Origin of the sequence: Pseudomonas sp. UBA1879, from assembly GCF_002338065.1 — a bacterium.
Lineage (GTDB): Bacteria > Pseudomonadota > Gammaproteobacteria > Pseudomonadales > Pseudomonadaceae > Aquipseudomonas.
This window is the reverse complement of record NZ_DDHJ01000004.1, coordinates 93,099-105,450: the sequence shown is the minus strand read 5'-3', so window position 1 is coordinate 105,450 and position 12,352 is coordinate 93,099. Positions and strand designations below refer to the sequence as shown.

Below are 12,352 nucleotides of genomic sequence, written 5' to 3'. Positions count from 1 at the left end.
CCGCGCTACGAAAAGGCCGCCGAGGCTTTCTCCTTAAGGCAGGAGAAAAATGCTCAAAGTGGGGTCTGGGTGACGCCACCTGTGTTGCAGGGTTCGGCGGTCTGTTGTCGTAATACCGCAAAACCGATGACATAAAAAAGCGTTTTGACTGCAATTTGAAGTTTATTTCTCAGCATGACGAATAGCCCTTGGCGGATGCCCTTGGCGCGTTTACAGTCGGAAGTCCTGTCGGCGAGAAATCCTCGGAAAATTCCCACAGGCCTCCCCGTAAAATCCCTTATTCCCCTTGTGTTTCGGGCTTCTCGGCCTGATCGATGGATTCCTGCGCCTGGTCCGCAGGTGGCGCCTCAGTGGACGCGTCGCTGTCCTCGACATCAGATGCATCCGGATCGGCTTCGTCTGACAGTTGCTGCGGATAAATATGACAATCTTCCCAGACGATTCCGGTCTGCGCGGTGTTGGCCATCAGCCACGGCACCGCTTGCTGGGCCTTGTCGGTGGTGTCGTGAAACACGATATTGCCGCGACGCCATAACAGCATCAGGGTCAACACCCGATTGGCGGTCTGCTCGACGCTGATGCGCCCGGTCGCGTCTTGAGAATCGATATTCCACAGCGACACACGCAACTGCTGATCCCGGAAGAATTGCCCACTGTCCGCCCGACGATGCCCGTAAGGCGGGCGGAACAGCGGCACGAAATTGTCCGGGAGCATCTGCTGGATCAGTGCGGCGCTGCGTTCGATGGAATCTTGCCAGCCGTTCCAGTGCGCGTGGGAGCGATACTCCCAACCTTGCAGGCCCACGCATTGCTGGCGGTAGAGAGTTTGTAGCGCTTGGGGCGAACTGCTGTCGATGCGATTCTGCAGGTTCTTGCCCAACACAAAAAACGTGGCATTGATTTTTTGCTGGCGCATGAAGTCGGCGAGCCAGTCAGTTGCGCCGTCCGCGACGGTCGGACCGCTCTCGAAATTCAGTAGGAAGGTGCGATCCGGCATCTCCTCGCCGCTCAACTCGTCCGAGTTATAGCGCTCGATCTCGCTGCTGGTTTGAGGAAACAGCGCGGCCATGCGCAGCAATTCGTTCAGGTAGCGCTGATTGAACGCATCGGCGGGGGCTGCCCAGCGGGCATAAAAGGAGTCATCCGCGACTTTGTACTCCGCCGCGCGCTGACGCAGCATCGGCACGTCATCGACCAGCACGCAGAACGATGCATCGGCCTCACAGGATTGCTCGGCGGCTTTCCAGTTCTCGAACAGGCGCGTCCACATGCGGTTGCGGATCAGGTTCATCGACGCCAGATTGAGCTGCCGCAGCCCCAGCCGATCGGCCAATTGAACGTCGCTAAGGCTTTCACTCTCCAGCAGCTGATGGGCGAAGCTCAGTATCTCGGCGCGGGAAGCCACATCAAACAGTTGCGGCGTCTCCAGGACCTCAGGCCAGACACTGCGATCGATCGTCGCGATATCTCCGGTCGCCGCCTGGGCATTCAGGCCCAACAGACAGGCACCGATCAATAACAACATGCGCAAAACGACGTGCTCCCAATCCTTTGAATGAAGAAGCCGAGACCGGCGAGGCACTATAGCGGATTTGCGGGTTACAACCGAAAGACCGCCTCATTCCCCGTGGGGGCCGCCTTGGTGGCGAAGGCGTCGTGTCATTCTCTCTCCATTGACTGACATGCCGCTTTCGTCCGATCGCAGCCCGCAGCAAGCCGACTCCCACACGAGCGCATTTTATAGGCAGGCCTGCGTTATCTATCACCCCCATCGCTGGAGTCCGGCGCCGGCAACCCCTAGAATCGCCCCACGATTACAGGAGACGACCGCATGCTGATGGTGATTTCCCCCGCGAAAACCCTCGATTTCGACACGCCGCCCACCACCAAACGCTTCACCCAGCCGCAATACCTGGACCACTCTCAGGAACTTATCGCTCAGCTGCGCGAGATGAGTCCGGCACAGATCGGCGAATTGATGCACCTGTCCGACAAATTGTCAGGACTCAATGCCGCGCGCTTCGGCAGCTGGACCCCGGCGTTCACACCCAAGAACGCCAAGCAGGCGATCCTCGCGTTCAAAGGCGACGTGTACACCGGCCTTGACGCCGAAACCCTCGACGAGACCGACTTCGACTACGCCCAACAACACCTGCGCATGCTTTCCGGCCTCTACGGGCTGCTGCGTCCCCTGGACCTGATGCAGCCGTATCGCCTGGAAATGGGCACCAAACTGGCCAACGGCCGTGGCAAAGACCTCTACGCGTTCTGGGGCAATCGCATCAGCGAATGGCTGAACGAGGCCCTGGCCGAACAAGGTGACGATATTCTGCTGAACCTCGCCTCCAACGAATACTTCTCCGCAGTCAAACGCCCTGCCCTCAAGGCGCGCGTCATCGACGCCGAATTCCGCGATCAGAAAAACGGCCAGTACAAGATCATCAGCTTCTACGCCAAAAAGGCGCGCGGCATGATGAGCCGCTTCGTCATCTCTGAACGCATAAAGAAGCCTGAGCAATTGAAGGATTTCGACGTACAGGGATATCGGTATGCCAAGGCACTATCGACCGCCGACAAACTGGTGTTTCTGCGGGATGAAGAGGCGCAGTGATGACGTGAGGGCCAGCCTTTCGACCGGCTGGCTCCCGCCCCACCGCAACCCACCGCTTCAGTGCACACCTTTGGATCAGGAACAGCCTTCCCCCAACTTGCAGTCATTCGCGCAAAAAGAGTGCGCTGGGGTAAGTTCAAAAAGCGTGCACCCATTCACAGTCCATGCATTTGCAATGAAGAAAGTGGCTCGAAAGGGCACTATTCGAAGTTCCCAAATGCTCGCATCGGCAGACGAACGGCCTGTTTGACATTCGTTTGACGTCAATTACTGAACGCAACTGACATCGCCCCGCTCTTTCTCAAAAAATTAACAACTTTTTTTTGTGGTGGCCTATCGCTTATATGCACTGATGGCAGAATTACATGACTCACTGCTAACCCCCTTTATTTAAAGGACTAAACCGAAAGTGCTATCAGAGTGCAACTACATTTGAAATCGAGTCACCCATGGAAATTCTCGAAAAGAGGACGAGCGGCCAGGAACTTATGGGGAAACCCCATGCTCCTACATCCCGTAACAATTCTCGTCCACCTTGTGAGACATCTCTTACATGGAATAAGGACAGATCTGGAAGTTACTCATCAACGTAGTTCGACCTGAGGGTCTGTGTGGTACGTGCAAGGAGAGAACGCACCAAGCTAGTTGAAGTAAATCGAGCAAGCACCAATCGGGTGCTGTAAAGCCACTGACGGGCAGGACCTTACTGATCATGGCCAAAAGCCTTGATCTAGACGCACGGCAGCGACTCACAACTATCCGGTGGAGTGTTATGCCATATCCCAGATCGGGAACCCTACTACATATATATGGGTCACTCGACGCTTGTAATCTGTAATATTCGGGCCCGCCTTTAACACAAGGCCGCTCCTATTAATTCTGCCTGTGCTTGTGCCACGACATTAACTTGCCGTGCGGACGAGTGCGCGAAACGTGTAAGACAGTACTTATATCCAGCCAACTAATGGCGTAAAAATCGAGGAGATTACGATGCATATCAGCATCTTTGGTTTGGGCTATGTCGGTGCAGTATGTGCTGGTTGCCTCTCGGCGCGTGGTCATGATGTGGTGGGCGTGGATATCTCCAGCGCCAAGATCGATCTGATCAACCAGGGCAAGTCTCCGATCGTGGAACCCGGTCTGGGCGAGCTTCTGGAGAACGGGATCAAGACCGGTAAACTGCGCGGGACCACCGACTTCTCCGAGGCGATTCGCGCCACCGACCTGTCGATGATTTGCGTCGGCACGCCAAGTAAGAAAAACGGCGATTTGGAGCTGGATTTCATCGAGTCCGTCTGCCGCGAAATCGGTTTCGTGCTGCGTGAAAAATCCTCGCGCCACACCATCGTCGTGCGCAGCACCGTGCTGCCCGGCACCGTCGCCAATGTGGTCATTCCGATCCTGGAAGACTGCTCGGGCAAGAAAGCCGGTGTCGATTTCGGCGTCGCAGTGAACCCCGAATTCCTGCGCGAAAGCACCGCGATCAAGGACTACGACCACCCGCCAATGACCGTCATCGGTGAGTTCGACAAGGCCTCCGGCGACGTCCTGCAATCCCTGTACGAAGAACTCGACGCACCGATCATCCGCAAGGACATCGCCGTTGCCGAGATGATCAAGTACACCTGCAACGTCTGGCACGCTACCAAGGTCACTTTCGCCAACGAAATCGGCAACATCGCCAAGGCGGTCGGCGTCGACGGTCGCGAAGTGATGGAAGTGGTCTGCCAGGACAAGGCCCTGAACCTGTCGCAGTACTACATGCGTCCTGGCTTCGCGTTTGGCGGCTCCTGCCTGCCGAAAGACGTGCGCGCCCTGACCTACCGCGCCAGCACGCTGGACGTTGAAGCGCCGCTGCTCAACTCCCTGATGCGCAGCAACGTATCCCAGGTGCAAAACGCGTTCGACATCGTCGCCGCCACCGACAACCGCAAGGTCGCCCTGCTGGGTCTGAGCTTCAAAGCGGGCACCGATGACCTGCGCGAAAGCCCGCTGGTCGAACTGGCCGAAATGCTGATCGGCAAAGGTTTCGACTTGAGCATCTACGACGCCAACGTCGAGTACGCCCGTGTTCACGGCGCCAACAAAGACTACATCGAGTCGAAAATCCCTCACGTGTCCTCCCTGCTCAACTCGGACTTCGACGCAGTCGTCAACGGTTCCGACGTGATCATTCTGGGCAACCGTGACGAGCGTTTCCGCGCTCTGGCCAACAACGCGCCAGCCGGTAAAAAGGTCATCGACCTGGTCGGCTTCATGACCGGCACCACCACCGAAAACGGCCAGACCGAAGGCATCTGCTGGTAAGAGGCCGCGGCTAGTTACACGCCGCAAGCTGCAAGTTTCAAGCTTCGTGCTCCGGGCTTCAGGCGTTCACCCGCTTGCAGCTTGAAGCTTGAGGCTTGCCGCTTGATTGCAACTGACTTTCAAAGGTTTCGACTATGCACAGGCTCAGACAAGGCTTGCTTCAAGCCGCCGGTTGGCTGTTTTACTTATGCGTGCTGGCAGCTATCGCCATGGCCTTGCCTAAATCGCTGTTCGACTCACAGTCGAAAGATTTTATTTTCCTGGTCGGTATCGTCGGTATCTGGCGTTATTCGATGGGCGCAACGCACTTTGTGCGGGGCATGATTTTTCTCTACATCGTGTATCCCCACTTGCGCCGCAAAGTTCGCAAGCTGGGCAAAGAAGCTGACCCTTCCCATGTGTTTCTGATGGTCACCAGCTTTCGCATCGACGCGCTGACCACCGCGCAGGTCTACAGCTCGGTGATCGAGGAAGCGATCGCCTGCGGCTACCCGACCACTGTGGTGTGTTCGCTGGTCGAAATGTCCGACGAGCTGCTGGTCAAGGCGCTGTGGGCGAAATACAACCCGCCCTCCCACGTTACCCTCGACTTCGTCCGCATCGCCGGGACAGGTAAACGCGACGGACTGGCGTTCGGTTTCCGCGCCATCTCGCGCCACATGCCCGACGACCGTGCAGTCGTGGCCGTGATCGATGGCGACACCGTACTGGCCGAAGGCGTGGTGAAGAAAACCGTGCCGTGGTTCCAGCTGTTCGGCAACGTCGGTGGCCTGACCACCAACGAATTCTGCGAAGTGCGCGGCGGCTACATCATGAGCGAATGGCACAAGCTGCGCTTCGCCCAACGCCACATCAACATGTGTTCGATGGCCCTGTCCAAACGCGTGCTGACCATGACCGGCCGCATGTCGGTGTTCCGCGCCACTGTGGTGACTGACCCGGATTTCATCGCCGACGTCGAAAGCGACTCGCTGCAACACTGGCGTCTGGGCCGCTTCAAGTTCCTGACCGGCGACGACAAGTCCAGCTGGTTCAGCCTGATGCGCCTCGGCTACGACACCTTCTACGTGCCAGACGCTGCAATCAACACGGTTGAGCACCCGCCGGAGAAGAGCTTTCTCAAGGCCAGCCGCAAGCTGATGTACCGCTGGTACGGCAACAACCTGCGCCAGAACTCGCGCGCGTTGGGTCTGGGGGTTCGTCGCCTGGGCGTGTTCACCAGCATCGTATTGTTCGATCAGCGCGTGTCGATGTGGACGTCGATCCTCGGCCTGACCGTCGCGATTCTCGCCAGCCTCAAATACGGCGCGAGCTTCCTGTTGGCCTACCTGCTGTGGATCGGCATCACTCGCCTGATCCTGACCCTGTTGCTGTCCTGCTCGGGACACAGCATCGGCCCGGCCTATCCCGTGATTCTTTATTACAACCAAATCGTCGGCGCATTGATGAAGATCTACGTCTTCTTCCGCCTCGACCGCCAGTCCTGGACCCGCCAGGACACCAAACTGAGCCGCGACATGGCCAGCTTCCAGGGTTGGTTCAACACCTGGTCGTCTCGAACCATGACTTTCTCGGCTGGCAGCATCTTCGTTGCCGTGCTGCTGACAATGGTCTGACCGCACTAATGGATCAACTCGATTACTCAGGAAAACCAACGCCATGAATACAGCCGTGAATGCAAACGTCGTCCATGAATCCGAAGCCCAGCGTCAGCACGCCCGGATCAAAATCCCCGCCAAGCTGCGCCTGCTCAATGGTCAGCCCAATGCTCCACTGGTGCGCGTCGAAGATCTGTCTGCCGGTGGCTTGAGCTACATCGCTCCGGCGAACCTGCGGCCGACCGTGGGTGAGGTCATCAAGGGACGTCTGCAATTCCTGATCGACAACCTGGGCCTGGCGATGGACGTCGAATTGCAGATTCGCGCCTACGATCCGGTCAGTGGTCGCGTCGGTTGCCAATTCCAGCACCTCGAAGCGCAAGACATCGCCACCCTGCGTCACCTGATCACCTCGCACCTGTCCGGCGACATCGTCAGCATGGGCGAAGTGCTGGCGACCCTGCAGCGCGACAATTTCACCAAGGCACGCAAGGTCAAGGACAGTGGCAGCGGCATGAGCGCATTCGGTCGTTTGCGCGCGGTGACCTTCAGCGCCGGTATCTTCGTGGTTGGCCTGGTGGCGTTCGGTTTCGTCGCCAAATCGGTGTACGGCATGTACTTCGTCAGCCACTCCACGTCGGGTCTGGTCAGCGTACCGACCATGGATGTGACCATGCCCCGTGAAGGTACCCTGACCAGCTTAGTCGGCCCGAACGGTCAAGTTGCCAAAGGCGCACCGCTGGCGACGTTCAACACCAGCATGCTCGACATGTTGAAAGGCAATCTGGACCCGGACCAGATGCAGCCGGCGAAGATTGAAGAATTGTTCGGTCGTCAGTTGGCCGGGACCATGACCAGCCCCTGCGACTGCGTCATCGGCAAGCAGCTGGTAGCGGACGGGCAGTACGCCAGCAAAGGCCAGGTCATCTTCCAGATGATCCCGCGCAACGTGGCGGCCAATGTCGACGCACGCTTCACCTATCGCCAATTCTCCGACGTGCAGCCAGGCGCTCGCGTCAACTTCACCGTCGCCGGTGATGACACCACCCATCGCGGCAAGATCGTCAGCGCCACTGCATTGAGCCCTGCCGACCTGTCCTCCGATATCCGCGTGCAGATCCAGCCGGACGAAACCCTGAACAGCAGCCTCGCAGGCCTGCCAGTGGAAGTCGTCAGCGATCGTGGCCCTTCGCTGAACTGGCTGATCGATAAAGCCACGGCCGCAGGTCTCTAAACATGGCTAGCCCACTACGAAGCTTGTCAGCCCCTACGTTGTTGAGCCTGGCGATTGCCATGGGTCTGGCCGGTTGTGGTCTCAACCTGCCTGACCAGCGCCTGGCCAACGAAGCCCTGCAACGCGGCGACACCGCACTGGCGGAGCAGAACTATCGGCAACTGGCGGACCTGGGTTATAGCGATGCACAGGTTGGTCTTGCGGACATTCAGGTCGGCACGCGCGACCCGGAACTGATCAAGCAGGCTGAAGCGACTTACCGCGCTGCCGCGCAGACCTCGCCTCGGGCGCAATCACGCCTGGGCAAGTTGCTGGCGGTGAAACCCAACTCCACGCCAGCGGAGCAGCGCGAAGCCGAGGGCCTGTTGAAGAAGGCGTTTGCCAATGGTGAAGCCGGCACGCTGGTGCCGCTGGCGCTGCTCTATCTGCAATACCCGCACACGTTCCCCAACGTGAACGCGCAGCAGAAGATCAACGAATGGCGTGCGCAGGGTTACCCGGAAGCGGGCCTCGCGCAGGTGCTGCTGTATCGCACCCAAGGCACCTACGACCAGCATCTGGCGGACGTTGAAAGCATCTGCAAACAGGCGCTGCGCACCAGCGACGTCTGCTACACCGAACTGGCCACGGTCTACCAGAAGCGCGGCGAAGCCGACAAACAGGCAGCGCTGCTCAAGCAGATGGACAGCAGCAACGTACCTGCCATGCGGGTCGATTCCGTCGCCCGGGTGCTGGCCGACGCGACCCTTGGCAAGCCTGACGAGAAAACCGCTCAGCAACTGCTGGAGAAGGTCGCTCCGGGCTACCCGGCGTCCTGGGTCAGTCTCGCGCAGCTGCTGTACGACTATCCCGAGTTGGGCGACGTCAACAAGATGATGGAATACCTCGACAACGGTCGCGCCGCGGACCAACCCCGCGCCGAACTGTTGCTGGGCAAGCTGTATTACGAAGGCAAGCTGGTCCTGCCGGATGCCAAGAAAGCCGAGGAGCACCTGACCAAGGCCGCACCGACGCAAATCTCCGCGCATTACTACCTGGGCCAGCTGTACCGCCGTGGCTACCTCGGCCATCCCGATCCGCAGCGTGCCGTGAACGAGCTGCTGACCTCGGCCCGTGGCGGTCAGGCCAGCGCCGACTTCGCCCTCGCGCAGCTGTTCTCGGGCGGCAAGGGCATCAAACCCGATCCCGTGAATGCCTGGGTGTTTGGGCAGCTCGCGCAGGTCCAGGCCACTCCGCAGGCAGCGGACCTGATGCAGCAGCTCAACGATCAATTGCCGCCTGAGAAGCGTGCGCAGGCGCAGAGTCTTCTCCAACGCGAACAGCAGGTCCGAGGGACCACAGCGCAAAACGCGCTGGCCTTGCAAACCCTGCAAGAAGAAAAAGACGGCGAGGACGCACCTCTATGAAGCTTAAGTTGAACCCTCTGATGGCGGCCGGGCTCGGTCTGGGCTTCACCCTGATCTGGGCCACCCCGACATTGGCTGCGCTGACCGAAGACAAGAATTTCGGTATCGAAGTGAAAGCCACTGGCCAGCTGGAAGACGACCGCGATCTCGGTACCCGTGGCGGCGGCGACGTCAACGGCCTGGGTCTGGACTTGCGCCCATGGGCGTATGGCCAATGGGGCGACTGGAGCGGCTACGCAATGGGCCAAGTGGTCACCGCCACCGACACCATCCAGACCGACCCGCTGGACGAGCAAGTCGACAACGCCGATGGCCAGACCAGCCAGCGTGCGCGCAAGACCTCCAGCAGCCGCAAAGTGGACGACAGCTACGCAGCCCTGCGTGAGTTCTGGGTCGGTTACAGCGGTTTTACGCCGTATCCCGGCGAGATTCTCAAATTCGGTCGTCAACGCCTGCGCAATGACGACGGCCAGTGGCACGACACCAACATCGAAGCCCTCAACTGGACCTTCGACACCACGCTGCTCAAAGCCGAAATCGGCGCCGCTCAGCGCTTCAGCGAATACCGCACCGACCTCACCGAATTGTCGGCGCAGGACAAGGATCGCCAACACGTCTTCGGCGACGTGGCCTACCAGTGGACGCCAGGCCAGTGGGCCGGTATCCGGGCGCACCACAGCCATGACGGTGGCAGCCTGAAACATCAGGGCGAATCGATCGACGATCTGGACAAGACCAGCCGTGGCGATCTGACCTGGCTCGGCCTTCAAGCCAATAGCGATGCGTACAACTACCGCAACCTGAACACCGTGAATTACTGGGGCAGCCTGACCTGGCTGACCGGTAACCGGGATCAGATCGGCACACGCTACGACGCGACCACCGATCAATACCTGGCGGGGCAGAAAGACAGCAGCAACGTCAACGGCTGGGCCACCGACCTGGGCCTGCGTTTCCGTCTCGATCCGCAATGGCAGGTCGGCGGCGCGTACTCCCGCGCCAGCAAGAACTACGAACAGAACGGCCTGGAGAGCAACCGCTCGAACTGGACCGGTACTCGCTCACGCGTACACCGCTTCGGCGAAGCCTTCCAGGGCGAGATGGCCAACGTGGAATCGGGCTCGCTGTTCGCCTCCTGGCAAATGCAGGAGGACTACGACGCCTCGCTGATCTACCACAAGTTCCGTCGCGTCGATGGCCATTCCGGCATCGGTGGCGCAGGCGTGAATCCGGCCCGCGAGAACGTCGATGCCGACGGCGTCGCGACCGGCACCTTCGATTCCCTGCCGCTGGAAGATGGCCGCAAGGATCTGGGTCAGGAGATGGATTTGGTGGTCACGAAATATTTCAAACAAGGCCTGCTGCCGGCCTCGGTGAGCCAGTCCTTCGACGAGCCGTCCGCGCTGATTCGTCTGCGCGCAGGCGTGTTCAAGCCGGGCGATGCGTATCACAGCGGTGTCGACGACTACATGCACCGCGCCATCGTCGACGTCATCTGGCGCTTCTGATGCAAGCCGCTATAGGAGTGCAATGACATGAACAGCCCAGCAAACCGTTTGCGGCCCTTGACCCGGTCACGTACCTGGCCTCACGCCCTGCTCGAAAGCGCGGTGCTGAGCAGCGCCTTGCTGATGGCCAGCGCGCAGGTCATGGCCAACAGCCCGGTGCCCCTGCCAAAGCCCGCAGCGGCCGAGCAATCTGCCAGCGGCGAAGAAGTAGTCAAAGGTCTGCACCAGGCCAAGACCTACACCATCAGCAGCGCGCCGACCGAGCCGCTGAAGATGGACAAACCCAAGCTGCCGGACCTGTCGGGTTACACCCTGGAGGCCATGCAGAAAAAGATCGTGCGCAGCAAACCGGGCAAGGTCTCGATTCGCCGCATGATGCAGGAAGACTCGCTCAAGGAATTCATCGGCGGCGATAACAAGATGGCCGAGTGGGTTGCGCGCCAGCACGGGATTCCCGAGGCAATCTTTATCGACGATGGCTACATGAACCTGCAAGACCTCGCGAAAAAGGTGCCGAAACAGTACCTGAGCGAGACTTCGCCAGGTGTGTTCCTCGCGCGGCTGCCCATCGTGGTCGGCCACAAGGGCATCCTGGAGATCGACAAGAAAACCGTGGAACTGCGCCTGTCGCAGGACGCCGGTGCGTTTCTGATCAACGACAACCAGCTGTTCATGGCCGACACCAAATTGACCGGCTGGAGCGAGAAGGCCAACGGGCCGTCCACGTTCAAGGCGCCGAAGGAATTCCGTCCGTTCCTGCTGGCCTGGGGTGGCACCCAGACGTACATCTTCAACACCAAGATGGCGAATCTGGGTTACAACAACAGCAAGTCGTACGGCGTCAGTATTTCCCAGTACACGCCCATGACCAAGGCGAAGATGAACCGCCCGGACCCCACTGGCTGGATCGTCAACTCCGAGTTCACGGACCTCTGGTACGGCTTCTACTGCTATGAAACGCGCGACTTCGTGGTCAAGAGCAACACCTACCACGACAACATCATCTACGGCATCGACCCACACGACCGTTCTCACGGCCTGATCATTGCCGAGAACACGGTGTACGGGACCAAGAAAAAGCACGGGATCATCGTCTCTCGTGAGGTGAACGACAGCTTCATCATCAACAACAAGAGCTACGACAATCACCTGTCCGGCATCGTGTTGGACCGTAACAGCGTCAACAACCTGGTGGCCTACAACGAGATCTACCGTAACCACACCGACGGCATCACCTTGTACGAGAGCGCCGACAACCTGCTGTGGGGCAATCGCGTCTTCGCCAACAAACGCCACGGTATCCGGGTTCGCAACAGCACCAACATCAAGCTGTACGAGAACTTGGCGATCGGCAACGGCCTGATGGGCGTTTACGGTCACATCAAGGACCTGTCCGACACCGACCGCGACATCAAGCTTGACCCGTTCGACGCCGAAGTGTCGCTGATCATGGTCGGCGGCGAATTGACCTCCAACGGTTCCGGCCCCCTGTCCATCGACTCGCCGCTCAGCGTCGAGCTGTACAAGGTATCGATGCTTGCGCCGACCAAGAGCACCGGGATCAGTTTCAACGGCGTCCTCGGGGACCGCCAGGATGAAATCCTCGATCTGCTGGTGCGCCAACAAAAAGCCGTGTTGATCGACCCGGTCGAAAGCCAGAAACAACTCCGGGACTGAGGAAGCCATCT

The 12,352-nt window shown here is 59.3% G+C and carries 7 protein-coding genes and 1 pseudogene; 7 read left to right on the top strand and 1 reads right to left on the bottom strand.

Going from position 1 to position 12,352, the window contains the following annotated elements; translation table 11 throughout:
* Nucleotides 1-382: 382 nt before the first annotated feature.
* Nucleotides 383-1,531 (bottom strand): annotated as a pseudogene (locus B3N48_RS03665) (polysaccharide deacetylase family protein); the annotation flags it as partial.
* A gap of 300 nt (nucleotides 1,532-1,831) precedes the next feature.
* Between B3N48_RS03665 and yaaA the strand changes: the two are divergent.
* The 7 genes from yaaA to algG all read left to right on the top strand — a co-directional run bounded on the left by yaaA (nucleotide 1,832) and on the right by algG (nucleotide 12,341).
* Entirely contained in the window at nucleotides 1,832-2,611 is a 780-nt protein-coding gene (yaaA, locus tag B3N48_RS03660) for a peroxide stress protein YaaA (RefSeq protein WP_296179537.1), read from the top strand.
* Between the two features lie 990 nt (nucleotides 2,612-3,601).
* Nucleotides 3,602-4,918 carry a nucleotide sugar dehydrogenase gene (locus tag B3N48_RS03655; protein ID WP_296179534.1) on the top strand — a complete coding sequence of 439 codons (1,317 nt, stop codon included), beginning with the start codon at nucleotides 3,602-3,604 and terminating at the stop codon, nucleotides 4,916-4,918.
* Between the two features lie 134 nt (nucleotides 4,919-5,052).
* Nucleotides 5,053-6,534 carry a mannuronan synthase gene (gene alg8 / locus B3N48_RS03650; protein WP_296179532.1) on the top strand — a complete coding sequence of 494 codons (1,482 nt, stop codon included), beginning with the start codon at nucleotides 5,053-5,055 and terminating at the stop codon, nucleotides 6,532-6,534.
* A 43-nt stretch (nucleotides 6,535-6,577) separates the two neighbouring features.
* Nucleotides 6,578-7,750, top strand: coding sequence for a PilZ domain-containing protein (locus B3N48_RS03645; protein WP_296179529.1), 1,173 nt, complete (start codon nucleotides 6,578-6,580; stop codon nucleotides 7,748-7,750).
* A gap of 2 nt (nucleotides 7,751-7,752) precedes the next feature.
* On the top strand, nucleotides 7,753-9,156 hold the full coding sequence (gene algK / locus B3N48_RS03640; RefSeq protein WP_296179524.1) for an alginate biosynthesis TPR repeat lipoprotein AlgK: 1,404 nt from the start codon (nucleotides 7,753-7,755) through the stop codon (nucleotides 9,154-9,156).
* Nucleotides 9,153-10,664 carry an alginate export family protein gene (locus B3N48_RS03635; RefSeq protein WP_296179521.1) on the top strand — a complete coding sequence of 504 codons (1,512 nt, stop codon included), beginning with the start codon at nucleotides 9,153-9,155 and terminating at the stop codon, nucleotides 10,662-10,664. Before algK ends, B3N48_RS03635 begins: the two co-directional genes overlap by 4 nt.
* A 27-nt stretch (nucleotides 10,665-10,691) precedes the next feature.
* On the top strand, nucleotides 10,692-12,341 hold the full coding sequence (gene algG, locus B3N48_RS03630; protein WP_414704191.1) for a mannuronan 5-epimerase AlgG: 1,650 nt from the start codon (nucleotides 10,692-10,694) through the stop codon (nucleotides 12,339-12,341).
* Nucleotides 12,342-12,352: the final 11 nt, after the last annotated feature.